Source organism: Chitinophaga sp. OAE865 (assembly GCF_040546735.1).
GTDB classification, from domain to species: domain Bacteria; phylum Bacteroidota; class Bacteroidia; order Chitinophagales; family Chitinophagaceae; genus Chitinophaga; species Chitinophaga polysaccharea_A.
This window is the reverse complement of the sequence record NZ_JBEPOF010000001.1, coordinates 4,780,673-4,807,152: the sequence shown is the minus strand read 5'-3', so window position 1 is coordinate 4,807,152 and position 26,480 is coordinate 4,780,673. Positions and strand designations below refer to the sequence as shown.

Below are 26,480 nucleotides of genomic sequence, written 5' to 3'. Positions count from 1 at the left end.
CCTTAACCGGTTCGCATTATGGCAGAAGAAAAGAAACGGGTGCTGGGCTTCCTGGAGCAGCTGAAGAAAAAAGTAGAAACACGGGAGCATTATGGTGGTGAGATAAAGATGGAAGAGGCGAAGATGGATATCCGCGATTGCCCTGAATGCGGTGCAGGACGAGCCTACAGGAAGGGGCTTACCGCCTGTGCCTATTGCGGCTTTGTATTCATGGATACAAAGTTAACGGATGGGGTGCATATCAAAAAGGAAAATAACTCATAAAACATGTTCGGTTTGTTTGGCAGGAAGTATGAAAATCCAGCATTAATTGCGGAGATCAGTTCAAGACAGGAGAGATGGTTTGTTTTCCTGGATAAACTGGAAGCCCGTATGCAGGAGATGACCGCCGCTGCAGTACCTGAACTGCAAAGGGTTTTCCGGGAAGATACCGATCCTTATAAACGGGCGCATCACCAGATGGTGCAGGGGCTCTTAGGGCAGGTTAACCAAATGAGGAACAAGGCGAATGAAATTAAGGATGATAACATTATTTCCTTTGTGTATGCAGCGGAATCAACGATCCCGCCTATTACCAGCAGTGCGGGCCTTGCATATCACGGGAAGCTGCATACTTTCAGGATGGCCTGCCTGAACCGTCATTTTATTTTTGAAGAGAAGATCAACGAAGCTATTGAACTGTTGAAGAATGCGGCAGGGGAGCAGGACCTGGAAAGCGCTTACCTGGAAGAACTGGCGGCGTTTGAAAGAATAAGGGATAAGTTCAGCTGCAGGCAGTGTGGCGGCAATATCACCATTCCAAAGATGTTTTTTATTGACACTTACATCGCCTGCCCGTTCTGCCAGTCGCAGAACACTTTCAGCCCTTCTACCGGGGCGCGTATGGTACTGCACCAGGCACGTAGCCTGGCAGAACAGCGCACTGCCCACTTACTCAGGAACTATGAGGAAAGCAGGCCTAAAAACCCCGCATTATACCGGCTTTACCTGCGCGCCATGTTTGATGAGTGGAACAGGATAGTACCCGATATGGCAGGCGAAAACGAGAAATTTTACGAACGATTATTAAGTGACTACTCCATTAATCATCTTTAAACAATAACGATATGTCTGGCAATCCATTATTAGAACCAATTCATGGTATTACATTAGAAGATTACAGTGCTGCCTGTGCAAAGCTGGGTAGCGGTCTTAGTGAAGACGATGTTGCAAAGGCACTGGGGGTAGAGCTACCTGTTTGGCAGGAGGCTAACCTGCTTTGGCCTGAACGTATGAAGCAGGATGCTACTTTTCACATTGTGACGCTCTTTGGTCAGTATTTTGGCCAGGCGGATCAGCATCCGAAATTCAGTGGCTTAAAAGCGGAAACATCTGCAGAAGGCGCGGGCAATATTGAAAAGATCAAGGCAGACAAAGATTTCTACCAGGAGCTGGAAGTAGCCAGGCAGGTGGCCTACGATTACGGCCTGGATGGTGCGCAATGGATCATGGATAAGTATGGGATTCCTCTCGGCGATTTCCAGATGGCGGCTTCTATGTGGAATGACCAGATCCACCGGGATATCCAGGCTGATTACGCCGGGTACAATGCAAGACAGGCAGCTTACCAGGCGAAGTACCAGCAACTGTTTGCCGAAAAGCAGGGAGGAAACGTAGCAGACGATATTGAATTTTAAATATTTTCTTGAGTAAGGTTAGTAAAGGAAAGGCTGTATCAAAATATGATACAGCCTTCCTCATTCTGGCACAGATCGGAGCATACAATAATGCAAGCTGCGCTGACTGGGTTAATAATTTAATGACAGTATTCTTTGTGCAAGGCTTTTTGCCGTGAGCTTACCGGTTTCACTATCGTATTCATAATGAATACCACCGTATACCCTGGAAATAGAAGCTTCATCGATCATTTGTGAGAAGCTGCTGAAAGACCGTGGTGCAAAGCCTTCCGGTACCTTTTGTTTGTCTGTAAAAGAAAAGCCGCTGCCAAAACGCGCTGCCAGGATGTTGCCTGTCGCACTGGTAAAGGAGGCATGCCCCGATGTATAAGACGGGAAAGGAGGAGTACCTATAAGTGGCGTCCAGCTGCTGTCTATATGTGAACGGATATACGAAATAGGGCGTACCAGGTTGTACCGGTATTTATATTTCCAGCAAAGGATCCCCGCATCGTTCAGGCCTATCCCTACCTGTGCAAAGAGGTTGGCTGCCTGGCCCAGACTCAGATGCTGCTCTGTTACCAGCTGTGTGGTGAGGGCTATCAGGTGCCCTGGAGGAGTGAAGGTGCCGCCACCATCTGCCCAGTATTGGGCAATAAGGGTTTCTTCCGGTGTAAGCGTTTGTCCTTTCCGGTAAACAAAATAGGCTGCTTTGTAAAATGTGCTGGCTGTATCTGTTGAGAAAGCGGGTGGCGGAATATTGGCTGAATCCGATGCTGTGAATTTAACGATAGGACGGTTCTTTCCCCAGTATGGTAACATTGCCCGCTGGAAGAGCGGTGGGGTGGGCACCCAGTAGCCTGGACCAACGGGCGGAATATAATCTGTCGGGAAATTGTTCAGATACCCGTCTTTACCGCCATCTGAAGCGGACCATTGATAAATGGCATTGGCAATTGACTGGCCATAAAGAATAGAGCGGCTCACTACTTCCGGTGAGCAACTGTCTGCATGTGCCTGCAGGTTATCACTTTCCAGTTGTGCCACCAGGCCCAGGTTTTCACTGCCTGCGTTGGGGAACAGGTTCCTGATGATACGGGCCATAGCGCTGTTGCCGGCAATAACCCAGTTATATCTTTTTCCCCATTCCGGTGCGGGCAAACGACGGAGGCCATTCAGCTGACCCGCCAGGGAAGGCGCTCCGTTCATACCGCCCAGTACTGCCTCCCGGAGCGTGATACCGGTATAGGCAATAGCCCTGGCAGCAACCGGAGGACTAAACCCCGGTGTTTCCTTTATCAGTTTCAGTTCCAGTTGGTACCAGGAAACAGGAACGGCTACATCCCCACCGGCCAGCAGCGTGCCAGCTGCTACTGCCGTGGGCGTGCCAGGGATACTTTGAACCAGGGCATCATTTTTTTTACAGGCCATCATACCAGCCACAAAAAAGAAGGCAACAATACGGGCTAACAAACAATAGGTTTTCATTTTTTTACTTTTTACTTTTTAAGGTTATACATGTATGGTTACAAACAATACCACCAAATTAGCCCCTCTTTACGCAGCCAATCCGCGTAGTGAATGCATTTTTCAAAGTATAAAAGTTTTAATTGTAAATTACCCGCAGTAATTTTGACAGGCCGGCATTGATGGCCTGTCCGCAGGAAGATGACCTTATATTCGCGTCAAAGGCATCCGGCAACTCTTAAAACAATAAACTATGGATGCTGAATCGTGGATCAGCTATGGAGGGCTGTTCATTGTATGCCTATCCGTATTCGGACAAACAGGATTGTTTTTCTGCTTCTTCCTCCCAAGCGGAGGGTTTATGTTTACCGCCGGCGTACTGGCGGCATCAGGAAGCTTTGATAATAACGTGCTGGTGATTTGCGCATTGTGCGCCGTTGCTGCGATAGCAGGCAATGCCACCGGGTACTGGTTCGGACGGACCACCGGGCACCTGCTTAAAAATAAAAAAGATTCGGGGATCTTTCGCCGGCAATACCTGGTGTCTGCAGAAACCTTTTATAAAAAGTATGGCGCCACGGCACTTACTGCAGGGGTTTTCCTTCCCCTTATCCGTACGTTTGCACCAATTGTTGCAGGAATGATCAAACTGGATTTCCGGCGCTTTCTTTTATTTGTAACCATTGGCTCCGTTGCCTATACCTTTAGCTTTACGCTGGCCGGCTACCTTATCGGAAGTATGCCGTTCCTGAAACCTTATCTCAAATATTTTATTGCGGTGATTATTGTTACGGTAACGGTTCCCGTAGTGATCCGCATTGTAAAGGAATTCCGGAAATCATCTTCCTAACTGTAAATCTTTGCGATCACATCTTTAAATTTCTCCATCACCACTTTTCTTTTCAAACTGAGCTTGGGCGTCATTTCGCCACCGGCAATACTCCATTCTTCCGTGAGCAGTTCAAACTTTTTGATTTGCTCTACATGGTTAAAATGCTGGTTGTAATTGTCCACTACCTGTTGGTACATCGCCAATACCTTTGGGTTTTCTACTGCTGCTTCATTGGTACTGAAAGGGATGTTCTGCTGGTTCATCCAGTATTTCAGGTAAGCAAAAGCAGGAACAATCAATGCGCCTGTAAACTTTTCCCCGGCGCCCACTACCATGATCTGTTCTATAAAAGGGCTTTCCTTGAATTTATTTTCAATTGGCTGCGGGGCCACGTATTTCCCACCGCTGGTTTTAAACAGTTCTTTCTTGCGGTCGGTGATCTTCAGGAATTTATTATCTACCCATAATCCGATATCACCGGTATGCAACCAGCCATCAATCACGGTTTCAGCGGTAAGGTCCGGGCGTTTGTAATAGCCTTTCATAACGGAAGGCCCCTTCACACATATTTCTCCATCTTCCGCCAGCTTTACTTCAATACCATTGATAGGCGGTCCTACGGTACCAAACTTTGTATCGCCAGGTGTTTTACGGTTCACACAAATAACGGGGCTGTTTTCTGTGGGGCCGTAGCCTTCATACACCGGGATGCCTGCAGCGTTAAAAATGCGCAGCAGTTTTTCCTGGCAGGCAGCGCCACCGGTTACTATAAACCGGATGTTGTTGCCCAGCGCCTGCCGCCACTTGCTGAATATAAGTTTATTGGCAATGGCCAGCTGCAGGTTGTACCATGCCCCGCCGCTGATGTTATTATCGTATTTCCCTGCAAGGGATACCGCCCAGAAGAACAGTTTACGTTTAATGCCGGTTAACCCGCTGCCGGTAGCCATAATTTTTTCAAATACTTTTTCAAGGAGACGGGGAACGGTAGTAAATCCATCAGGCCCGATCTCTTTCAGGTTGGCACTGAGGGTGTCCATACTTTCTGCATAATAAATGCTGATGCCGCTGAACAGGTAGATATAGGTCACGCACTTCTCAAAAATATGATTCAAAGGCAAAAAGCTCAGTACCTTACTGGGTTGCGGAGCATCTTCAAACGGAAAACTTTCTTTGGATAAAAAAGCATTCGATACAATATTACTGTGTGTAAGCATCACCCCTTTAGGGGTACCAGTGGTACCGGATGTATAAATAATGGTAGCCAGGTGGCCGGGATCAATCCCTGCTTTTATTTGTTCCACCTGTTGCAGCAGCTCTGGGGTGGCCTGTGCAGGAATAACAGACCAGTGTGTGGCGCCGGGTATTTCATCGAATGTATAAACATGTTGTAAAGACGGCACCCCTTCCCGTATGCTGTTTACCTTATCCAGCAATTCCCTGCTGCTCACGAACATATATTTCACCGCGGCATCTTTCAGGATAAACTGCAATTCAGCGGGATTGGTTGTAGGATAGATAGGTACCAGTACGGCCCCTGTTTGCTGCACGGCCAGGTCCGTGAAAATCCATTCCGGGCGGTTGTTGCTGATGATAGCAATTTTATCGGCGCCTTCGGGGGTAAAGTCGTTGCCGCCCACACCCAGCTGTAACAAACCCGCGCTGTACCGGTTTACGATTTCACTGACGGCGGCAGTGTCATAGGTTTTCCATTGTCCGTCAACTTTAGCCGCCAGCATATCAGGTTTGGGGAATTTGGCCAACTGCCAGGCAACTGCATCAAAAAGCCTACTCTTGGGAACATTGTTCATACGTGAAAATTAAGGATGTTCATTAAATATACTAAAAAACCGGTATGAAACTTCGCTTCGCCAAAGAAGTAAAAAAGCGGTGGTACAATAAGGCACCATATTGTTTTCAGGTGTATATTGGACAATTAAAAACCGGGAGGGCAGGGGGTGTTTTACTGGTATTTTTATGTATTTCCTTTATGGTATTTGAATGATTTTTGATTGATTGACAAAAAATATTTACATTTCGGGTACATCCAAAAATTTTAGCCAACCCAATTGATACCAGCATCAGTTTTGCCGTAAAAGATCCACGCATGCCTGCAAAGAAAGACGTTTGTTTTGAGGACGCTGCTTTATGGAAGCGATTTAAAGGTGGCGATAAAGCTGCTTTTACGCTGATTTACCGCGAATATACCAGGCACCTGTTCCAGTATGGATCCAGGTTCTGTGCCGACCAGGAAAAGCTGAAAGACATCATCCATGATCTTTTTATAGAGATATGGAACAGCAGGGACACAGTTAGTGAAGAAGTGGCCATCCGGTTTTATCTATGCCGCAGCCTGAAATATAAACTGATCCGGGCCAACTATCAATACCGCTCCGTTACCGATAAGCAGGATAAATTCCTTCACGAACATCTCCGGGTGGAATCTACCGTGGAAGAAAGGATCATTGACGCCGAAATCAGTGATTCCCGCAGTATATTGCTGGATAATGCCATTAAGAAATTATCGCGGCGGCAGCAGGAAATTATCACGCTGCGTTTTTATATGGGCTTTACCAATGCCCAGATCGCGGAACTGATGCACATGAAGTACCAGTCTGTAAGCAACCTCCTTTATAACGCCCTTGGCCGTATCAAAGAAACGCTGGAAACCACCCCGTTTGCCCGGCGCCTGCTGAAAACCTTCTATCTCTTTTTCTGATTCAATAAGAATAAGGTCTGCCGCTAAATTACCTCCCGGGCAATAAGCTGCAAAATCAATCCGCCGGTTTTACCGCTTATTGCCGGATTTCGTACCGGGAAATGGGGGTAAGCGCATGCACTAAGCATTGGAAGTGCATCATTAATGCCTCCTCACAGTATGAAGAGTGTATAAGGACTATATGATGAGTACCACACATAGACGACTCCTAAGTATCAGAGAAGTATCTGTACCAACAAAACAATACTGTTAAAAAAACTTTATTTTTTTTGAGTATAAAATGAGCATCCCTGTCATTTACATTTAAAGGGCAACTGATTGCCGCTTAAAAAACAGCTGCATGAAGCATTTTGGAGAGGATACCTGGGAGTTCATCAGGGACGATAGTTTTGTTCAATGGGTATTGCGCCCGGACGGGGCCAGCACTGCCCGCTGGGAGCAGTGGATGATCGCCCATCCGGAAAGGGTGAGGGATGTTGAAAAGGCCCGTGATATGGTAACAGCATTGGCTAAAGTGCCACAACCCGCGGTAGATGAAGCCATGCTGGAAGAGCTGTATGCCGGTCTTGACAGGCATATGGAAGAAGAGCGACCAGCGGTGGAAGAAACGCCTGCCCGTATAAGACGCATGGGCCGTTACAGGTGGTGGGGCGCAGCGGCTGCAGCGCTGACAGGAATAGCGCTGGTAGCCATCTACCTGAAAAAAGACAACCAGACACCGGTAGCTGCAACACTGAACAGCCATATGGAAAATGAGCAGCTTACCCGCATCAATACCAGCAATGCCAGCCAGGTAGCATGGCTTACAGATGGTTCTACCGTAGTGCTGAATGCCGGCGCCTCTATCCGGCACGACGCGTTTTTATTGCAAAACAAACGGGAAGTATTCCTGAAAGGAGAAGCTTTTTTTGATATCGCAAAAGATGCGGCAAGACCATTTATAGTATATACGCCAAAAGTTGGGATCAGGGTACTGGGTACAAGTTTCAGGGTGTCTGAAGAAAATGGAAGTCTGACAGTAACTGTAAAAACCGGCAAAATAGCCGTGTATAACCTGGCCGATAAAAAACAACGCAGCTACGTGGTAACGCCTAACCATAAGATCCGCTTTAATACCCTCACCTCGGCCTTTGTTGCCGATTCACTTGATAACAGCGAGCTGGCGGAACTGCAGCCTGCTGTGCAACCAAAACCTTTCGTATTCGACAATACTGCTGTAACAGATATTTTCCACGCCATGGAAACTGCTTACAGTATAAAAATAAATGCAAGCGAGGAAGTGTTTGGAAAGTGCATGATCACCACTACCATTACGAATGAATCATTTGAAAATAAGCTGAAAATAATCTGTGCGGCCATTAACGCCAGCTATAAGATCAGCGGGGGCCAGGTATATATTACCGGGAAGCCCTGCAGTTAAAAGTATTGTTCACTTGTAATTCCGCTAAAATGTTCGCTGTTATTAAGTTCACCTGAAATTATCAACCAAAAAAAGTGGCGATGCCCTAACACCGCCACCTGTAATTTTTTCCTGTAAAGTCTGGACAACTGCTACAGGAAAGGAATTGTCGTACTAACGTTTTCATTAATCACAACAAAACACTTGAAGTTATGCACAAAATTGCAAACTCCAACCGGACTGTCATATTTTTTATGAGGGTTACTTTGCTACAAATAGGTTTTCTGCTCTGCCTGATCACCTGCACTTTCGGCCGGAATGTGCACGCCCAGGAGGTACTGAGCAAAAAGGTGTCATTAAACATGCCGCCTACAGACCTGCGTAATATCCTCCGGGCCATCACGGAAAAAACCGCCGTGAACTTTACTTACAACAACAGTACATTGCCTACCAGGCAGCGTGTGGCGCTGAAGGCCAGCGATGAGCAACTGGGAGAGCTTTTACCACGTTTGCTCAATCCCCTGCACATCACGTTTGAAGTGATCAACGAACAGATAGTATTGAAGAAAGAGAAAAGCAGTGAGGCAGGCATGAATATAGAAGGATTGAATGTGCTTTTCCAGAAGATCAGCGGAACCGTGAAATCCAGCGATGGGGCTGCCTTACCGGGAGTGAATATCATGGTGGCCGGTACCAACAAAGGAACGGTAACGAACGTAGACGGGCATTTTGAACTGGAAGCAAAAGAAGGGGATGTACTGATCTTTTCTTCCATTGGTTTTGCACAGCAACGCGTAACAGTAGGCGCTAATTCCGTGATCAATATAGTAATGGCTGCTTCGGCCACTTCGCTGGATGCAGTAGCCATCACGGCATTGGGCATCAAAAGAAATGTAAGAACACTGGGTTATTCCCAGGAAGAAGTGAAAGGAGGAGAAGTGGCCAGGTCTAATGCTCCCAACATTGTAAATGCGCTGGCAGGAAAGATGGCCGGTGTAAATGTAACCAGCCCCAATGGTGTGGATGGCGGTACCACCCGTATCGTAATTGGTGGTAACAATACCATCCAGGGCGATAACCAGCCCCTGATCATCGTGGATGGTATGCCTATGGCCAACGACCTCGCAAGGCCTTACGATGTGCGCAATGCACCCACCGGTAGCGCCATGTATGCGGGTAACAACGCGGATGCTTCCAACACCAGCTCCCCAAAGGATTTTGGTAGCCCTATCAACATGATCAACCCCGAGGATATTGAAAGTATCAGTGTGCTGAAAGGCCCTACCGCCGCTGCTTTGTACGGTGGTAAAGGCGCCAATGGCGTAATCCTGATCACCACCAAAAAAGGAACCAAAAGCACCGGCCTGGGAGTGGATTATACATACGGGTACAAAAATATTGATCCCTACCGTTTCCTGGAATTACAGAACGAATACGGCGCAGGCGGTATGGTATCGTTAAATGCACCGGAATACCTTACCGATGCCAACGGCAACCCAAAGCTCACTGAAAACTGGAACGGTATGTATGTGGATCCTAAAACCGGTTCCGGCCCTTACGGGGTAAATACCTACAACCAGGTGGGATGGCCGGGTTCAGGCGTTTCCTGGGGCCCGAAAATGGATGGCAAAATGATCACCTGGTGGGATGGTACCCAGAAGGCAGATGTGCCCCAGCCCGACAATATCAAGCTGCTGTTCCGCAACGGTACACAGTCAACACATAACGTATCCCTTTCCGGCGGTAACGAGTGGGGCTCTATCCGGGCTTCCTTTTCCCGGCTCGACAATACCGCGGTATTACCCAACAGTGATTACTACCGCAATACCTTCAACCTCGGCGCCAATATGAAGCTGACGAAAAGGGTAAATGTGCAGCTCACTTCTTCCTATGTGGTTAATAACTATCACAATCCGCCGCAGCTGGGTAACGACGATGCCAATTCCTGGATGAAGCGCCTGGTATACAATGCAGGCAGGAACTATCGTGGCGAAGATATCGGCATCTACAAGAACCAGGACGGCTCACAAAATACCCTGTCCGGTTTCCCATGGGTAGGAAACGGCGGTTATACCGTATGGAACATCTTTGAGAATAATACAGATCAGAACAGGCGTAAATTACTGGCGGGCGTACAACTGAACTATGAAGCCACCGATTTCCTGGATTTTATTTTCCGGGGAGGCCTGGATAATAATACCAATGACATGACCATCAAAAACAGGCCCACTGATGTGATAGGCATCACCAAAGGATACTATGGTCATGGCACTGAGCGGGATAACGCTTCCAATATGGACTTCATCGGAACCCTGCATAAAGACAAACTACTGAACGGCGTACTTAATGCAAAGTTCTCATTGGGTGGAACTATTTACCAGCGTGATATGTACGGCATGTTCAACTATAATGATAACTGGGCTATTCCAAACGTATACTCGCTGAACTCCGGTACCTACCTCGGTAACCCGCACCCGGTAACGGAAAGCCAGCTGCGTAAAAAGATGAATTCCGTTTACAGCTTCATCAACCTTTCGTACAAGGATTTTCTTTACCTGGATGTAACGGGTCGTAACGACTGGTCATCTGCCCTGCCAAAAGGACAATGGTCTTATTTCTTCCCGTCTTTTGCCGGTAGCTTTGTGTTTTCAGACCTGCTGAAGACAGACCCGGCTATCCTCAGCTTTGGTAAAGTAAGGGTAGCGTGGGCACAGGCAGCAGTAGACCCTGCGCCTTACCAGATCAACTACAACTATTCCGGTGTAACATTTGCCGGTCAGGCGGCCACTATGTTACCGGCTTCATTGCCGGCGAAGGATTTTAAACCTGCTATTAATACCACCGCCGATTTCGGCCTGGTGCTCGGTTTTCTCAATAACCGCCTGAATGCTGACTTCAGGTATTACAAGGGAAAATCCAGGAACCAGATCCTCAGTTCTCCACTGCCTATGAGCTCCGGTGTGAGCAGCATTGTGGTGAATACCGGCGTGCTGGAAAATTCAGGGCTGGAATTGATCCTGCGTGCCAAGGTAATTGACCGGAAAGATTTTGGATGGGATCTATCGCTTAACCTGGCGCACAGTAATAATAAACTGTTGTCATTGTCTGACGGTACCGACCGTGTAGATATGGCCAGCGCCTGGAATGACGGAGGCGCTCACGGCCCGGTGATTTCAGCAAGGGTGGGCGACCAGTTCGGCACCATTTACGGTCATGATTATATCTATGATCCAAAAACCGGCTTGCCCCTGATGGTACAAAATCCTTATGGCAATGCAGCCATGAATGGAACCATGTACCAGGCAACAGATGGCCTGGTGCCACTGGGTAATGCCACGCCTAAACTGACCGGCGGTATCACCAATACCTTCAGGTTCAAAGGCGGTATTTCTGTAAGCACCCTCATTGATGCAAAGATCGGCGGCGACATCTGGTCCGGTACCTATGCCACTATCATGCAACAGGGCCAGGCGCCGGAAACGCTGAAAGAAAGAAATGGCGGCGGCTTACCGTATACCACACCTGATGGTACAAAAACCAACTGGGGAGTAATATTGCCCGGTGTGTTCCCTGATGGAAAAGTAAATGATAATGTAGTGCATTACTATTATAAATACATGCCTTACGGTGTATGGAGCAGTACCGATCTTGGCGGGGGACTGAAAGGAAGCGACTGGATCAACAGAGGTGCAGTGCTTGAAAATACCTGGGTGAAGATGAGAGAGATCTCTGTGAACTACCAGGTACCGCAAAGCTTTATCAGGAAAACAAAAGTATTCCAGGCAGCCTCCCTCTCACTTGTAGGAAGGGATCTCTTCTACCTTTACACTTCTTTGCCGGACCATATCAATCCTGAAGGTGTAAACGGTGCAGGCAATGCCCAGGGGCTGGAGTTTATGTCTATGCCGAGCTTCCGCTCCTTAGGTTTCCAGGTAAGGGTTTCTTTTTAAAGAAACAGATCATCTCACCGATTAAAACGTGCAAAACATGAAGAACACAAAGAAAATATTTCTCTATATAACCGGTATTTCCCTGACACTTGGCGCGTGTACCAAAGATTTCCAGGAGATCAATACCACGCCGGGATTACCTACCAGCACCTCCATACCGCCAATGGTAAACGGGGTGATCAGCACGCTGTTCCTGAAAGGGCAGGAGCAGGCCGCCATTCACAATGAATATTACTACCCGGTTACCCAGCTGGCCACAATCAGCGGCAGCTCCGGTTACCTGGTACAGAATGGTGCGCTGGACATCTGGAACGATTACTATGCCACGTTGCAGAACCTGAACCAGATCCAGGACAAGATCAACGCCTATACCGGCGACAAAGCAGAAATGGATAATATACAGTCCATCACCTACATTTTACGCGCTTATAAAACGCTGCGCATTACCGACCAGTTCGGGGATATTCCCTATTCACAGGCAGGACTGGCCTATACTTATAACACTACTAATTACCGGCCGAAATACGATTCCCAGGAAAGCATCTACAAAAGTTTGCTGGAACAGCTGAAATGGGCATCACAGCATCTTACCACCGCAGCCACAACACCGGGCGGACAGCCGTATCAGTCGCTGGGCGCTTCCGAAACACTGTTTGCCAACAACATAGCCATGTGGCAGAAGTTTGGCAACTCGCTGCTGCTACGTTATGCCATGCAGATAGTAGAGAAAGATGCGGCTACCGCCACGCCTTACCTGCAATACGCCCTGAGTGGCATTCCGCTGATAGGAGAAGGGGAAGATGCCGGTATGTGGCCTGGCAAACTGGGTGGCTATGTGCTTAACGACAGCCGCTTCTGGTCTTTCACCTCGCATAAATTTGTGCGCCTGAGCACTACCTGCTGGAACATGATGGCAGATGGTACCAATACCGCTCAGATCTTTGATCCCCGGGCCGTACTGTTCTTTGAAACCAACCAGGCAGGCCAGTGGGCGCCGTTACAGCCGGGCAGTACCGCAAGCGATAATACCAATCCTTACCAGGATAAAAGGGATGCGGATTTTGCCAACAAAGACAATTGCAAATTTTCCCCGTTCAATTATTACATCGTAAGGGATATTTATTACCAGCCTGAATTATTTATGACAGCTGCCGAAGTACATTTCCTGAAGGCAGAGGCATATGCCCGTGGTCTTGGCGTAGCTAAGAACATGGCCACAGCGGGTACAGAGTACACAGCGGGTATTACTTCCGCGGTAAACTTCTGGTATTTCATTGCGCACAATACCAATGTTACCAACGATGCATGGTCAACAGTGGCTCCTGCAAGCCCAACGCCTGCGCAGATGACCGCTTTCCTTGCCAACCCGAAAGTGGCCTTCACCGGTACGGATGAACAGAAGCTGGATAAGATCTATGCACAGGAGTGGTTATCATTTTTCCGTCAGCCCTGGCTCGCTTATAATTTATCGAGAAGAACCGGCCGCACGCCTCGCGATGGCAATCCCGCCAGTTACGTGAACTTCAACAGGTTGCAGTACCCGGAACAGGAATCAGTTAATAACACTGTAAATTATAAGACCCAGTCCGACCAGATGGGTGGTAATTCCAACACCGTGAAGGTTTGGTGGATGAAATAATACTGTGAATTTAGATGAATAATAACAGCCCCGGGGATGTCATCTCCCCGGGGCTTCTTTATGGTACCGCCTGCAGGAAAATATCAATTCGCAATTAAATTTTGCTACATTAGCGGGGGGCCACTCTCTATGCATGCGCAGCTATATAACGATAAAGAACTATTCCGGCTGATTTCGGAAGGCGATGAAACCGCTTTCCGGATGCTTTTTCGCCGGTATGTTCCGCAGCTGCGCCCACTAATAATGCATCTTACCAAAACCACCGCTGTTACAGATGATATTATCCAGGAAACATTTCTCCGCCTGTGGATCAGCCGCGATAAGCTGCCTGAGATAGACGTGCCCCGTTCCTGGTTGCTGCGGATCGCTTTTCACCTTTCCTTTTCCTGGCTGCGCAAACAGGTGGTGCATCACAAAGCCATTGATGCCATTACTTCAGATTATACGCCTGAAGGGCCGGTCACCACTACCGAAGAAACGATGGTGTACAACGCCATGATGAAACAGGTAAGCGCCGCGGTAGCCCAGCTGCCGCCCCAGGCAAAGCGTATTTACCTGCTGAGCAGGGAGAAAGGGCTTAAGATACCGGAGATCGCAAGTGAGCTGTCTGTTTCTCCCAGCACGGTTAAAAACTCACTGGTAAGATCACTGCATTTTATCCGGAAGCAGCTGGAGCTGTCGGGCCACCTCTTTCCCGCCGTGCTGATGTGGGTACTGGTCAATATTGTGCTGAAATAAGTCAAGGAAATAAGGATAACATTGCTGCCTGCCCGCTAACTTCGTTGCTCAAACCACGATTATGAAGCGCTATCACCTGTTGTTATTGCTGTTGCTGTTTTCCTGTAAAAATGCGCCGCATCAGGGCAGCCGTTACGGAATGGTTACCGGCCTGCGGCCGGAGAAAGTAGACGAGTATAAATCATTGCATGCCAAAGTATGGCCGGGAGTCCTGAAAACGATTGAAGCCTGTAATATCCATAACTATTCCATCTACCTGAAAAAAATTGATGACCGCTGGTACCTGTTCAGTTATTTTGAATATACCGGGAAAGATTTTAACGGGGATATGGAGAAGATGAAGAAAGACAGTATTACCAGGCAATGGTGGAAAGTAACAGCGCCCTGCCAGCTGCCTTTGCCGGATGCTGCGGCGAAAGGGGATACCTGGTCGGGCATGGAAGAAGTTTTTCACGTGGAGTAAAACCCGTTTTTGCTGAACCACAAAATTAATACACCCCGTACCGGTTTTTGATTAAATTTATACCCTGTAATCAAACCGGTACGTTTGTCATTCGTTCAGTTATACAATGAAAAAGAGCTCCTTGCCGGTGTTGCCGCGGGAGATGAAAAGGCATTTCATGCCCTCTATTATCATTATAGTCCGCGTATCTACAGCAATTTATTGAAACTGGTAAAGTCGGCCGACCTGGCGCAGGAACTGTTGCAACAGGTATTTGTAAACATCTGGCTCCGCCACAGCACCATTGACCCGGAAAGATCTTTCCGTTCCTACCTGTTTGCCACCGCCAATAACCTGGTGATCGACTTTTACCGGAAAGTGAAGCGGGATAAGCTGTTGATGGATAAGCTGCTCAGCGCAGCGCAGGAATACTACCTGCATACAGAAGAATGGCTGCACGAAAAAGAAACCAGGCATCTGATACAGGAAGCCATCGATGATCTTCCTCCCCAGCGTAAGATCATATTTACACTCTGCAAGCTGGAAAACCGCACCTATAAAGAAGTGAGCCAGCTGCTGGGCATTTCGCCCGCTACGGTCAACAGCCAGATCGTAAAAGCCACCAGCGCCATACAAAAGAAGCTGATGGCCAGCAGGGATGTTGCCGGTATCCTGTTGGCTTACCTGATCCTGCGTTAAGCATTCCCTTCTTTTTATGGCGGAAACCGGTAAAAAAAAATTTCCTTCCGGGTAAATGTAAACCTTCGTTCGTTCGTATTAGCTGTATGAACCAAGATCCCGATGCATCTTTCTTAAAAGAATTATTTGCCAGGTTCCTGGAGAACCGTTGCAGTGAAGAGGAGATCCGCCTGTTGATGGAGTATGCGGAAAAAGATGAATACCGGGAACTGTTTTCCGGGATAATAGGCCAGGCGGTAATGGAAGACCACCCGGAAGAGGAATCGTTGTATGCTATGCACAGGGAGGTAATTGATGCAGTAAGCACACGGATCACACCTCCGGTGCCAGCTCCTGAAAAAGCGGTGCGCAGGTGGCTGCCTTACCGCGTGGCGGCAGCAGTGGCATTGCTACTGCTGGCAGGAGGCGCTTGGCGCTGGTATTCCCGGTCACATACCGCAATGCCGGTGGTTAACGTAGCCGCACATACGCCTGTGAACGATACCACGGCAGGAGGGAATAAGGCCATCCTGATCCTGGCAAACGGCTCAGCTGTTACATTAGACAGTACCGCCAATGGCTTACTTGCCCAACAGGGGCAAACACAGGTGATCAGATCAGCTGCGGGCAATCTTGTATATACTTCCACCGCAGGGGCTTCTGCGGAACCATTGTATAATTCCATCATTACGCCAAAAGGCGTACAATACCAGGTAACATTGTCGGATGGTACAAAGGTATGGCTGAATGCCTCCTCTGCACTACGTTTCCCCGCATCGTTCACGGGGGCCAACAGACAGGTGGCATTAACCGGGGAAGCCTATTTTGAAGCGGCCATAAATGCAGAAAAACCTTTCGTGGTGGTGGTGGATAGCATGCGCGTTACCGTGCTTGGCACTCACTTCAATATTATGGCCTATAAAGAGGAAAAGACCATTAACACTACGTTGCTGGAAGGCGCTGTAAGCGTAGCCGGCGGCAATACCACCATGCTGCTGAAACCGGGGGAACAGGCGCAGCTGGGGCAACAGGGAAATATCCGGTTGGTAAAAAAAGCAGATATACCTGCAGTAATGGCCTGGAAAAACCGCCTCTTCTGGTTTGAGCAGGATGATATCCATACCGTAATGCGGCAATTGTCAAGAGAATACAATATAGAAGTGGAGATCCGGGGTGATATCCAACGTCATTTTACCGGCTCCATCCCACGTGATGTGAATGTATCAACCGTTCTTGAAGTATTACAGAAAACAGGCGGGGTGCACTTTACAATGAACAATGGAAAAATAATTGTCACACCTTAAAACATGTTAGTTATGAGCACCTGACTGTAACAAGCGCCAAAAAAAACCGGAAGCGGCCTAATGCTCCCGGTCAGTAAGGCAAAAGAAAACAATTCTTTCTGGTAACCGTAATCTTTTATCCCAAATCAAATGTATGTATTTGAATGCTTATTTCAAAGGCAGAGGAGTCCTGTGCCATCTCATTTCCACAACTGCAAAGGTTATGCAACTCACCGCTATTGTATTGCTCGCCGCATGTCTGCAGGTATGTGCCACAGCCCGTGCACAAAAGGTGACCATCTCCGGTAAAGAGGTATCATTAAAAGAGATCTTTACCGAGATCAGGAACCAGACCGGCTACAATTTTATTTACACCAACGAAGACCTGCAACACGTTGTACCTGTAACACTGGATGTAAAGAACGCAGGGCTCCGTGATGTACTGGACATCTGCTTCGCGCACCAGCCGCTGGATTATTCCATCCTGGAAAAAATAATTATCGTAAAACCAAAGGCGCCCATATTCCCTGTTGCAGTCAGTGTAACCGGAACCGTTACAGACGCCGTTACGGGGAAGCCCCTGCCTGGCGTAAGCATCCAGGTAAAAGGCACTTCCACCGGTATAGCAACGGATGAAAAAGGCCGCTACAGCCTGAGCGTACCGGACAATGCCGTGCTGGTATTTTCTTACCTGGGTTATATAAAGAAAGAAATATCACTGGCGGGGCAAACAACGGTGAATGTGGCCCTTTCACCTTCCAATACCGGTTTGAATGAAGTGATAGTAGTAGGATATGGTACGCAACGCAAAGAGGATCTTTCCGGTTCGGTATCTTCCATTAACTACGACCAGCAGATGCAGAACCGCGCCATTACGGATGTATCCCAGGCCTTATCCGGCGCCGCATCGGGCATCTCTGTATCGCAGACCTCCGGACAACCGGGCCGCGATGGCGCAGTGCTGCGCATCCGTGGGGTAGGCACGCTCAACAATTCAGATCCGCTGGTGCTCATCGATGGTATCGTAGGATCATTGAATAACCTGAACCCCAACGATGTGGCCAGTATCTCCATCCTGAAAGATGCCGCTTCCGCAGCCATTTATGGCTCCCGCGCCGCCAACGGCGTTATTCTCGTTACTACTAAAAGAGGGAAGAAGGGAAAAACAGTGATCAATTACAACGGGTCTGCCGGCGTGCAAAAAGCCACGCATCTCTTTGAACCGGTAACAGATTATGTTACGTATATGCAGCTGATGAACCGCATCCAGAAAGCGGATAACCCCGATAATACGGATCTATTCAAACCAGCTACCATAGAAGCCTGGAAGAATGCCAAAGACCCGGTGTTATTTCCCAATACCAACTGGATGGACGTCATCTTCAAACAGGGGATCATCACCCGGCATAACCTTTCTGTTAGCGGGGGCAATGAAAAAACGGATTACTATCTCTCCATGGGATATCTCTATAACAAAGGTATCATGGAGTCTACAGACAATACCAAATATTCCCTGCGCTTAAATATGGATCATAAAATAAGCGATAAGGTAAAGATCGGCGCTATCCTCACTTCTTACTGGAACAAGGTGAACGAGCCATTTGATGTAACCACCCTGTTGTATTACAGCGCCAACTCAGTGCCAGGTGTTACGCCTACTATGACCAAAGACGGTGTAACCCGCTACGGTGGCAGGAATACAGACGATGAAAGCCCCAACGCCATAAACCCGCAGCAATACATGGACACCTGGTTTTACCCGCAGGTAGGGCAGTACTCTTTCGCCAAGTTATATGGCGAATGGGAAATCATGAAAGACCTTAAATGGCAGGTAAACGGAAGCGCGGAGGTTTATAACAAGGAAGGCAAACAATACAAGTATTCCGGCGCTGTGCAGAATCTCTGGAATTTCCAGAAAGATGAAGTAACGGTGAGCAATGCTTCGGTTCCTTCCACGCTTTATCAGAGAAATGATAACAGCCTGGGGCTCACTTTCTACACCACCCTTAATTATGATAAAACTTTTAGGCAGGATCATCATATCACCGCGCTGGCAGGCGCCAGCAGGGAAATAAACAGGAATGCCTGGTTTGCCGGCAGCGTGCAGGGCTTTCCCTCCAACGATACCTGGGAACTGAGCGCCGGCCTTTCACAACCCATTGTAAGCGGTACCTCTTCTTCCTCCACGTTGTCGTCTTACTTCGGGCGCGTGAACTACAGCTACAAGGAAAAATACCTGCTGGAAGCCAACCTCCGTTACGACGGATCATCGCGCTTCGCCAGTGGTAACCGCTGGGGAGTGTTCCCTTCTTTTTCAGGCGCATGGCGACTGAGCAAAGAGAACTTTTTCCGCAATGCAGATATTTCTTTTGTGGATGATATCAAGATCCGCGGATCATGGGGAAAACTGGGTAACCAGAATATTGGACTGTACCAGTATATGGGATTGTATGCAGCAGGGCAGAACTATATTTTCGGTAATAGCCTGTCGGCCGGACTGGCGCCCAAAGCCCTGCCGAATCCCGATATCACCTGGGAAAGCACTGCCACTACAGATGTTGGCGCAGATATTACCCTGTTCAGGGAGCATTTTGATGTTACGTTCGACTGGTACAACCGCCGTACCAGCAACATCCTGGTGCAGCTGCCATTATCGTCTTTATACGGCGCGCTTACACCGCCTTACCAGAATGTGGCAGTAGTACAGAACAGGGGATGGGAAGTGGCGCTCGGTTATAAGAATAGTGTGGGCAATTTCCAGTATGCTGTCAGCGGTAACCTGAGCCATAATACCAATAACGTATTGCGCTACCAGGGTAATCCTGATGTAATACAAAGCATCGGCAATAACTCTATCATCAAACAGGGACTGCCCATTGGTGCATTGTATGGCTACCAGGCAGAAGGCACTTTTAAAAACCAGCACGATATTGATAACTGGGCCAAACAAAAACTGTCGGGTTCCAATAAGCCGGGCGATCTTAAATATGCAGATATAAAACAGGATGGCGTTATCAATGGAGGCGACCGTACCTACCTGGGCAGCGTAATACCCGAATACACCTACGGGCTTAGCCTGCAGGCCGGATACAAGGGCATTTCCCTGTCCGTTTTATTCCAGGGCATAGGCGGCGTAAAACGATATTACCAGAACCTTTGGTATACCAGCGCTGTGCGCTATGGCAGGGAAATCAATTCTTATTTCCTCAACGCATGGTCCGCCGAAAATCCCAACAGCGATATACCACGGCTTACTACGGACAGTAACAGCGATAACACGCAGGCCTCCTCTTTCTGGGTGCAGAACGGCTCTTTCCTGAGAGTAAAAAATATGCAGCTCTCTTACAGTTTCCCCGCAGGCTGGCTGAAGAAAACATTCATTTCAGGCATACAGGTGTATGCGGATGCACAGAACCCGTTCACCTGGACAAAGTACAACGGACTGGATCCCGAAACAGGGAATTATACCGATTACCAGATTGAAAATCCGAATGTGCGCACTTTCTCACTGGGAATAAATGCCTCATTCTAAACTTGTGTACCATGAAGAAAATAACGCTTGCACTATATATCATCCTGCTGGCAGGATGCACAAAAGACTTCCTGAATTCCAAGCCATCAGACCAGTTGTCGGATACCAACTTCTGGAAATCCGATGCAGACGCGCTTTCCGGCATCACCGCTATTTATGAGCAGATGCAGCATAACTACCAGATCTATGGCTATAACCCTATGACAGATGGTATGACGCCCAACGCCTGGATATGGAGCGATTACCTGGAAGGTTACGGAGGTATTTCCAAGGGCAACCTGCTGCCTACGCTTATCACTCCTGTAAATGATAAATGGGTGCAGCTGTATAACGGTATCTACAAAGCCAACCTGGCGCTGGAAAAAGTACCGGGCATAAAAATGGATGAAACCCTGAAAGCCCGGCTGCTGGCAGAGGCACAGTTCTTACGCGCATTGTTTTATTACAACCTCGCTGATTATTACGGGGGCGTGCCGCTTATTGAACATACCCTGCAACTTGGCGCCGATCTTCCCGGCAGGAATACCCGTGATGAAGTGCTGAATTTTGTAGAAGCACAATGCGATGAAGCCGCCAAAGCCCTGCCAGCGGTATATGATAAAGCCAACACCGGAAGGGCTACACTTGGCGCTGCAATGATGCTCAAAGCCAAAGCGCTGCTGCTGGCAAAGCAGTACCAGCAGGTAGCGGCTGTAGCCAAACAGCTGATCGACAAGGGCCAGTACAAACTGTATGATAACTATGAAGCCATGTTCACCGATGTGGCTGCGGAAAATAATGCGGAAGTGATATTTGATGTGCAATATGCCGGTCCGGGTTTGGGAGAAGGTAGTCCGCTCGATGGATTTATGGGCCCCCAAAGCTCTTTCGGGAAAGGCTGGGATCAGGCATACCCCACGCAGGATCTGGTGAACAGTTATGAGATGAAGAACGGGAAGATGATCACAGATCCCACTTCCGGTTATGATCCTGCCAACCCGTTTAAAGACAGGGACCCGCGGCTGGATTATACCATCATCCGCCCCGGTTCCGTATGGAAGGGAATTCCATACGATAATATTAAAGTAGGCGGTGCAAAATCTACCTTCATCGGTTACCTGCCAAGGAAACATGTGCTCACTGTAGACGGTTTTAACTGGGGTGATTCTCCGCTGAACTACATCGTATTCCGCTATGCCGACCTGTTGCTGCTGTATGCAGAAGCGGAGAACGAAACAAACGGCGCCAATGCAGCAGTGTATGACGCCATTAACCAGGTGAGGGCCAGGAAAGGTGTGGACATGCCGCCTGTACCCACAGGTAAAACAAAAGAACAGATGCGGGATATTATCCGTCATGAAAGAAGGATAGAGCTGGCATTTGAAGGCATTTACTATTCGGATATCCGCCGCTGGGGCATTGCCAGGCAACTGATGGATGGAGCCGTGATCAGAACCATGACAGGCCAGCAGCTGGATGTGCGCCACTTTGTGGATGCGCTTTACCTGTGGCCGGTTCCGCAGGGGGAAATAGACCTGAATCCAAAACTGGTACAAAATCCGGGGTATTGATTATGCATAGATACATTTTAATGGCGTTGCTGTTGCTGGTACAATACACGCAGGGCGCCGCTGCTTACGATACCGTATACGTAACCAGCTTCGGCGCCCGGGCGAACAGCCGCGCAGATGCGGTAAACGCCGTGAAAGCGGCGCTGGAAGCCTGCCGCCAAAAGGAAAACCCCTTGTTGTACTTCCCGGCAGGGAGGTACGACTTCTGGCCTCAACATGCAGAGGAGAAAGTGTATTATGAATCCAATACATCAGACATTAACCCGAAGTACAACGCCATTATGATCGAAGGGTTTAAGAAGCTGGTGATAGAAGGCGCAGGGGCGGAGCTGGTGTATCATGGCCGTATACAGCCGTTTACGATTGAGCGCAGCAGTCATGTTACGCTCCGCAATTTTTCCATCGACTGGGATTACCCGCTTACGGCGCAGGCTTCGGTGCTGGATACCAATGCTTCGTATATAGATATACGTATTGACACCGCACAATATCCCTACACCATTGTAAACGGGCAGCTGCAGTTTGCTGCCGAAGGCTGGAGCGGGAAAATTACGGGGGTGATGGAATATGAGAAAGGCACCCATCTCATCGCCTACAGAACAGGCGATGACCCCAGCGCCCTGGGACCGGGCTGGCGGGGCTATAAAGCTACTGTTATGGATAACGGCGTAGTACGCCTGCTATACCCGTTTAAAAGGAAGCCATCGCCCGGCAATATCCTGGTACTGCGTCATAACGCCAGGGACCATGCCATGATCTTTGTTACGCACAGCGATCATATCGACATGGAAAATGTGACAGGCTATCATTGCGCAGGGTTGGGGATATTATCGCAGTACACGGAGGAGCTGAGCTTTAAAAACATCTCCATAATTCCCAATACAAAAAAAGACAGGTATTTCAGCGGTCATGACGATGGTTTGCATTTTTCCAATTGCAGGGGGAACATCCGGATCGACAGCTGCCGTTTCGGAGGCCTTATGGACGATCCGATCAATGTGCATGGCACTTATGTGCGGATCATCGCCAAACCGGCTAAAAACAGGCTGCTATGCCGTTTTATGGAGCCTATGAGCGTTGGGATGGAATGGGCGGAAGCAGGGGATGACATTACGTTTATAGATCATCATTCACTGGCAACCACCGGTAAAGCAAAGGTGACCGCCTTCCGTAAGATCAATACCACGGATTTTGAGCTGACCCTTTCCGGGGAAATACCGGCACATGTAAACGAAAAGGATGGCCTGGAAAATATGAGCTGGACACCGGCTGTTACTGTCCGTCATTCGGTTTTTGAAAGCTGTCGCGCCAGAGGGCTGCTGGTCACCACTCCTAAAAAAGTGATCATCGAAAACAACAGCTTCGCATCCAGTGGTTCCGCCATCCTGATAGCGGGCGATGTGAATTCCTGGTATGAATCGGGCGCTGTTACTGATCTGCTGATAAAGGGGAATACCTTTCTTGCGCCGTGTAATACATCCGACTACCAGTTTACCGAAGCCGTGATCAGCATTTACCCGGAGATCCCTGTGATGAACGACAATACGCCGCTGTACCATAAAAATATACGGATAGAGGGAAACCGCTTCCACGTGTTCGACTATCCCATATTATTTGCACAATCGGTGAATGGATTGCAGTTTACCGGCAATGATCTTATCAGGAGTTATGACTATCAACCCTATCATACCCGGAAGGCGGCCTTTTACCTGTCGGGTTGCAGGAACGTGCGTATTGAAAAGAACAAGGTAGCTGCCGACCTTCCCGGAAAGAATGTGGAATTTAAATTTATGGAGAAGAAAGAAATACAATGCCAGGAAGAATTGGTTTTTTAAGCATATTGATACTTTGCTTTTCTTCCCCGGAAAGCCTGGCACAGTTGCATCCCGGTCACTTATCACTGCCGGCAGTGATAAGTGACCATATGGTATTGCAGCAACGCACAAAGGCCGTAATATGGGGATGGGCGGAGAAAGGAGGCCAGGTAAGTATTGCGCCGGGGTGGACAACAAAGAAGTATACAGTTGTTGCCGACAGCACGGGGAAATGGAAAGCTGCTATAGCTACGCCATCTGCCGGGGGGCCTTATAACATTGAGTTTACAGGCAGTGAAACGCATCTCACAATTAAAGATGTATTCATCGGAGAAGTGTGGGTATGCTCGGGGCAATCCAATATGGAGATGCCTTTGAAAGGATACAGGAAACAGCCGGTGTTAAATGCAGGGGCCATTATTGCAGCATCGGCGCATCACCCGGAAATACATGTGTTCAGGGTACCTAAAGTGGTATCGCCGGCGCCTTTAAGTGATTGCGGTGGTAGCTGGGAGGCAGCGGATACAGGTACTGCACCCGGTTTCAGCGCAGTGGCATACCAATATGCAACCGCCTTGCAGGAGCGGCTAAAAGTGCCCGTAGGCATCATTGCTACTTATTGGGGCGGAACTGCGATACAATCGTGGATGAGTGAGGAAACGCTGTCACATTTCCCCGAAGTGTGGCTTACCGGCAGGCCGGATACGATTAAAGATCCCGAAAAGGATCCTGAGCATGCGCCATCCATTCTTTTTAATTCCATGATACTACCGGTATGTGATTATACGGTAAAAGGATTTGTATGGTACCAGGGAGAATCCAACAGGGAGCACCCGTTACTCTACCGCAGGCTGTTACCCGCCATGGTAAAGGAATGGAGAGCACGGTGGGGTGGGGGAACACTTCCTTTCTACTATGTACAGATAGCGCCTTACGGATATGCAGATCCCTATCATAAATTGTTACCCGCCGTTTTAAGGGAATCGCAGCTGCTTGCCTTGGAGGATATTCCCAATGCCGGTATGGCCGTGATACTTGATGCAGGTGAAGAAAAGTATATTCATCCGCCGGATAAAACAGTAGTAAGCCAGCGGCTGGCGTATCTGGCGCTGGCAAAAACATACCATCAGAAAGGGGTTGACTGTAATTCGCCTGTTTTCAGGAAGATGAAGATCAAAGGACCGGCAGCCTATCTTTATTTTGATTTTGTGAAGCACGGGCTTACTTCCGGGAATAAAGCACTGTCGCAATTTGAGGTGGCCGGCGCTGATCATATTTTTCACCCGGCTACAGCGGTTATTATACACCGGAACCAGGTAAAGGTGCAGTGCAATGCAGTAGCGGCGCCGGTAGCGGTAAGGTATGGATTTAAGAACTGGGTAAAAGGAGACCTGTATAATTCAGCAGGGCTGCCGGCTTCTTCTTTCCGGACGGATGATTGGTGATCATCCCACGGTTGAACCAGCTTCTGCACGGCACAGATATTGTTTGACTCATGATCAAACAACGCAAGCCATGAATGTAAAAAGACTCTTCGGAACTATCCTGACTATCCTGGGTATAGCAGGTCTCATTTATGCCGGCTATGGTTTTATCCAGCAGAATATGAACTGGCGGCAGTTGCTGGTAGCCGCCGTGATAGGCGTCATTTTCTTTATATCGGGTATTGGCCTCGTAAGGAACACAAAAGATGAGGCATAAACGCTATTTACAATATTTGTAATATCTTGTAGCCTGTCACCACAACAAACGTCATTTTAATATGGGATTTTTTTCAGGCCTTATTGGCAATGCAGCTACCGTTAGCCAGGAGCAGCTAACAAAGGATTATGGCAAGCTTTTGCTGGATACGGAACGGGTGGAGCTGGGATTTAAGCTGATCAGGGATACTTTTATCTTCACCAATAAACGGCTTATTCTTATTGATAAGCAGGGATTAACCGGTAGTAAAACAGAATACCGCAGTATTTCCTACAAAAGTATTTCAAGGTTCAGCGTGGAAACGGCCGGTACATTTGAACTGGATGCGGAGCTGAAGATCTGGATCTCCGGCGAGGAACAGCCCAGTATCAAGAAGCAGTTCAGCAAATCGGTAGATGTGTATGAAGTGCAGAAAGTGCTGGCGCATTATGTGCTGAACTAATTTTTTATTGATGTGTTAAGATATCAAAGCCACCAGTGGTGGCTTTTTTGTTGCTCTATTAATTGTCCGGCGTTAGCCTTGCGGTTACGCCCCCAGCGGAGTAGGCAATCCATCCATGCTTACCCGGTTCTTTTCTGCCTTGTAGGCTTCCAATCCTTCCGGCCCTTTCTTTTCGGCCCATTTGGCAGCATGATCGCGTTCCCCGGTGTATTCGTACAATGGAACACCGAAACCGCAGGAGGTTTGCACTTTGTGAATATCAGCCACAATGATCTGCCGGGTGGCAGGCAGTAAGGTAAACAAGGCAGATAACTCCTTCCATTCAGGATCACCCGGCAATACCGTATAGCCTTTACCGTATAAACGGAGAATATTCGGTGGCCCGTCGAAAGCACAGAACATAAACGTAATACGGCCATTTTCACGGAGATGCGCCGATGTTTCATTTCCGCTTCCAACAATATCGAGATAGGCTACCCGGTTGGAAGAAAGTACCCTGAAGCTGTCGAGCCCTTTCGGTGAAAGATTCACATGGCCCTCCTCACTTAGCGGGGCGGAAGCAACAAAAAACAGTTTCTGTGCAGCGATAAAGTCCTGGTGTGCGGGCTTAATATCGTCAAAAAATTTTCCCATATAAAG

General features: G+C 48.4%; 21 protein-coding genes. 18 read left to right on the top strand and 3 right to left on the bottom strand.

Features of this window, described 5'->3' with window-relative positions; translation table 11 throughout:
* The first annotated feature begins 18 nt into the window (after window positions 1–18).
* The 3 genes from ABIE50_RS19480 to ABIE50_RS19470 are packed head-to-tail and all read left to right on the top strand — an operon-like array spanning window position 19 to window position 1,676.
* Complete coding sequence (locus tag ABIE50_RS19480) at window positions 19–264, top strand: hypothetical protein (protein ID WP_209857898.1); 246 nt, start codon at window positions 19–21, stop codon at window positions 262–264.
* A gap of 3 nt (window positions 265–267) precedes the next feature.
* On the top strand, window positions 268–1,095 hold the full coding sequence (locus tag ABIE50_RS19475) for a hypothetical protein (RefSeq protein WP_209857897.1): 828 nt from the start codon (window positions 268–270) through the stop codon (window positions 1,093–1,095).
* An 11-nt stretch (window positions 1,096–1,106) separates the two neighbouring features.
* Window positions 1,107–1,676 (top strand): DUF6620 family protein, encoded by a 570-nt coding sequence (locus tag ABIE50_RS19470; RefSeq protein ID WP_209857896.1) that lies wholly within the window; start codon window positions 1,107–1,109, stop codon window positions 1,674–1,676.
* 111 nt (window positions 1,677–1,787) lie between these two features.
* Here ABIE50_RS19470 and ABIE50_RS19465 read toward each other — a convergent pair whose 3' ends face one another.
* Window positions 1,788–3,143 carry a vanadium-dependent haloperoxidase gene (locus tag ABIE50_RS19465; RefSeq protein WP_354028081.1) on the bottom strand — a complete coding sequence of 452 codons (1,356 nt, stop codon included), beginning with the start codon at window positions 3,141–3,143 and terminating at the stop codon, window positions 1,788–1,790.
* A 232-nt stretch (window positions 3,144–3,375) separates the two neighbouring features.
* On the opposite strand from ABIE50_RS19465, the gene ABIE50_RS19460 reads away from it, so the two are divergent.
* Window positions 3,376–3,972, top strand: a complete 597-nt coding sequence (locus ABIE50_RS19460) for a VTT domain-containing protein (RefSeq protein ID WP_209857895.1) — start codon at window positions 3,376–3,378, stop codon at window positions 3,970–3,972.
* Here the strand turns inward: ABIE50_RS19460 and ABIE50_RS19455 are convergent.
* Window positions 3,969–5,765, bottom strand: a complete 1,797-nt coding sequence (locus ABIE50_RS19455; protein WP_209857894.1) for an AMP-dependent synthetase/ligase — start codon at window positions 5,763–5,765, stop codon at window positions 3,969–3,971. The two genes, ABIE50_RS19460 and ABIE50_RS19455, sit on opposite strands and share 4 nt — an antisense overlap.
* 296 nt (window positions 5,766–6,061) lie before the next feature.
* On the opposite strand from ABIE50_RS19455, the gene ABIE50_RS19450 reads away from it, so the two are divergent.
* The 14 genes from ABIE50_RS19450 (at window position 6,062) to ABIE50_RS19385 (ending at window position 25,841) form a co-directional block, all read left to right on the top strand.
* Window positions 6,062–6,673, top strand: a complete 612-nt coding sequence (locus ABIE50_RS19450; protein ID WP_209857893.1) for an RNA polymerase sigma factor — start codon at window positions 6,062–6,064, stop codon at window positions 6,671–6,673.
* 340 nt (window positions 6,674–7,013) lie between these two features.
* Window positions 7,014–8,093 (top strand): FecR family protein, encoded by a 1,080-nt coding sequence (locus ABIE50_RS19445; RefSeq protein ID WP_209857892.1) that lies wholly within the window; start codon window positions 7,014–7,016, stop codon window positions 8,091–8,093.
* A 191-nt stretch (window positions 8,094–8,284) separates the two neighbouring features.
* Window positions 8,285–12,022 (top strand): SusC/RagA family TonB-linked outer membrane protein, encoded by a 3,738-nt coding sequence (locus ABIE50_RS19440; protein WP_209857891.1) that lies wholly within the window; start codon window positions 8,285–8,287, stop codon window positions 12,020–12,022.
* Window positions 12,023–12,059: 37 nt separating this feature from the next.
* A complete protein-coding gene (locus tag ABIE50_RS19435) occupies window positions 12,060–13,661 on the top strand; it encodes a SusD/RagB family nutrient-binding outer membrane lipoprotein (RefSeq protein ID WP_209857890.1) in 1,602 nt (533 codons plus the stop codon).
* 129 nt (window positions 13,662–13,790) lie between these two features.
* On the top strand, window positions 13,791–14,399 hold the full coding sequence (locus ABIE50_RS19430; RefSeq protein ID WP_209857889.1) for an RNA polymerase sigma factor: 609 nt from the start codon (window positions 13,791–13,793) through the stop codon (window positions 14,397–14,399).
* 61 nt (window positions 14,400–14,460) lie between these two features.
* On the top strand, window positions 14,461–14,862 hold the full coding sequence (locus ABIE50_RS19425; RefSeq protein ID WP_209857888.1) for an L-rhamnose mutarotase: 402 nt from the start codon (window positions 14,461–14,463) through the stop codon (window positions 14,860–14,862).
* Between the two features lie 84 nt (window positions 14,863–14,946).
* Window positions 14,947–15,540 carry an RNA polymerase sigma factor gene (locus ABIE50_RS19420; RefSeq protein WP_209857887.1) on the top strand — a complete coding sequence of 198 codons (594 nt, stop codon included), beginning with the start codon at window positions 14,947–14,949 and terminating at the stop codon, window positions 15,538–15,540.
* Between the two features lie 86 nt (window positions 15,541–15,626).
* On the top strand, window positions 15,627–16,823 hold the full coding sequence (locus ABIE50_RS19415; protein ID WP_209857886.1) for a FecR family protein: 1,197 nt from the start codon (window positions 15,627–15,629) through the stop codon (window positions 16,821–16,823).
* A gap of 202 nt (window positions 16,824–17,025) precedes the next feature.
* The gene (locus ABIE50_RS19410; RefSeq protein ID WP_354028080.1) at window positions 17,026–20,334 is read left to right on the top strand and encodes a TonB-dependent receptor; all 3,309 of its coding nucleotides are present in this window, start codon (window positions 17,026–17,028) and stop codon (window positions 20,332–20,334) included.
* 11 nt (window positions 20,335–20,345) lie between these two features.
* Window positions 20,346–21,884: a RagB/SusD family nutrient uptake outer membrane protein gene (locus ABIE50_RS19405; RefSeq protein WP_209857884.1), complete on the top strand. Its 1,539-nt coding sequence runs from the start codon at window positions 20,346–20,348 to the stop codon at window positions 21,882–21,884.
* A gap of 2 nt (window positions 21,885–21,886) precedes the next feature.
* On the top strand, window positions 21,887–23,719 hold the full coding sequence (locus ABIE50_RS19400) for an alpha-1,3-galactosidase-related protein (protein WP_209857883.1): 1,833 nt from the start codon (window positions 21,887–21,889) through the stop codon (window positions 23,717–23,719).
* Window positions 23,695–25,143, top strand: coding sequence for a sialate O-acetylesterase (locus ABIE50_RS19395; RefSeq protein ID WP_209857882.1), 1,449 nt, complete (start codon window positions 23,695–23,697; stop codon window positions 25,141–25,143). Before ABIE50_RS19400 ends, ABIE50_RS19395 begins: the two co-directional genes overlap by 25 nt.
* A gap of 70 nt (window positions 25,144–25,213) precedes the next feature.
* A complete protein-coding gene (locus ABIE50_RS19390) occupies window positions 25,214–25,399 on the top strand; it encodes a hypothetical protein (protein ID WP_142687183.1) in 186 nt (61 codons plus the stop codon).
* Between the two features lie 61 nt (window positions 25,400–25,460).
* Window positions 25,461–25,841: a PH domain-containing protein gene (locus ABIE50_RS19385; RefSeq protein WP_142687182.1), complete on the top strand. Its 381-nt coding sequence runs from the start codon at window positions 25,461–25,463 to the stop codon at window positions 25,839–25,841.
* Between the two features lie 84 nt (window positions 25,842–25,925).
* On the opposite strand, the gene ABIE50_RS19380 is transcribed toward ABIE50_RS19385, so the two are convergent.
* Window positions 25,926–26,474 carry a pyridoxamine 5'-phosphate oxidase family protein gene (locus ABIE50_RS19380; RefSeq protein WP_209857881.1) on the bottom strand — a complete coding sequence of 183 codons (549 nt, stop codon included), beginning with the start codon at window positions 26,472–26,474 and terminating at the stop codon, window positions 25,926–25,928.
* Between the last annotated feature and the right edge of the window lie 6 nt (window positions 26,475–26,480).

Coding starts and splice junctions, on each gene's coding strand:
- ABIE50_RS19480 (WP_209857898.1), top strand. CDS start 19: ATGGCAGAAGAAAAGAAACGGGTGCTGGGCTTCCTGGAGCAGCTGAAG.
- ABIE50_RS19475 (WP_209857897.1), top strand. CDS start 268: ATGTTCGGTTTGTTTGGCAGGAAGTATGAAAATCCAGCATTAATTGCG.
- ABIE50_RS19470 (WP_209857896.1), top strand. CDS start 1,107: ATGTCTGGCAATCCATTATTAGAACCAATTCATGGTATTACATTAGAA.
- ABIE50_RS19465 (WP_354028081.1), bottom strand. CDS start 3,143: ATGAAAACCTATTGTTTGTTAGCCCGTATTGTTGCCTTCTTTTTTGTG.
- ABIE50_RS19460 (WP_209857895.1), top strand. CDS start 3,376: ATGGATGCTGAATCGTGGATCAGCTATGGAGGGCTGTTCATTGTATGC.
- ABIE50_RS19455 (WP_209857894.1), bottom strand. CDS start 5,765: ATGAACAATGTTCCCAAGAGTAGGCTTTTTGATGCAGTTGCCTGGCAG.
- ABIE50_RS19450 (WP_209857893.1), top strand. CDS start 6,062: ATGCCTGCAAAGAAAGACGTTTGTTTTGAGGACGCTGCTTTATGGAAG.
- ABIE50_RS19445 (WP_209857892.1), top strand. CDS start 7,014: ATGAAGCATTTTGGAGAGGATACCTGGGAGTTCATCAGGGACGATAGT.
- ABIE50_RS19440 (WP_209857891.1), top strand. CDS start 8,285: ATGCACAAAATTGCAAACTCCAACCGGACTGTCATATTTTTTATGAGG.
- ABIE50_RS19435 (WP_209857890.1), top strand. CDS start 12,060: ATGAAGAACACAAAGAAAATATTTCTCTATATAACCGGTATTTCCCTG.
- ABIE50_RS19430 (WP_209857889.1), top strand. CDS start 13,791: ATGCATGCGCAGCTATATAACGATAAAGAACTATTCCGGCTGATTTCG.
- ABIE50_RS19425 (WP_209857888.1), top strand. CDS start 14,461: ATGAAGCGCTATCACCTGTTGTTATTGCTGTTGCTGTTTTCCTGTAAA.
- ABIE50_RS19415 (WP_209857886.1), top strand. CDS start 15,627: ATGAACCAAGATCCCGATGCATCTTTCTTAAAAGAATTATTTGCCAGG.
- ABIE50_RS19410 (WP_354028080.1), top strand. CDS start 17,026: ATGCAACTCACCGCTATTGTATTGCTCGCCGCATGTCTGCAGGTATGT.
- ABIE50_RS19405 (WP_209857884.1), top strand. CDS start 20,346: ATGAAGAAAATAACGCTTGCACTATATATCATCCTGCTGGCAGGATGC.
- ABIE50_RS19400 (WP_209857883.1), top strand. CDS start 21,887: ATGCATAGATACATTTTAATGGCGTTGCTGTTGCTGGTACAATACACG.
- ABIE50_RS19395 (WP_209857882.1), top strand. CDS start 23,695: ATGCCAGGAAGAATTGGTTTTTTAAGCATATTGATACTTTGCTTTTCT.
- ABIE50_RS19390 (WP_142687183.1), top strand. CDS start 25,214: ATGAATGTAAAAAGACTCTTCGGAACTATCCTGACTATCCTGGGTATA.
- ABIE50_RS19385 (WP_142687182.1), top strand. CDS start 25,461: ATGGGATTTTTTTCAGGCCTTATTGGCAATGCAGCTACCGTTAGCCAG.
- ABIE50_RS19380 (WP_209857881.1), bottom strand. CDS start 26,474: ATGGGAAAATTTTTTGACGATATTAAGCCCGCACACCAGGACTTTATC.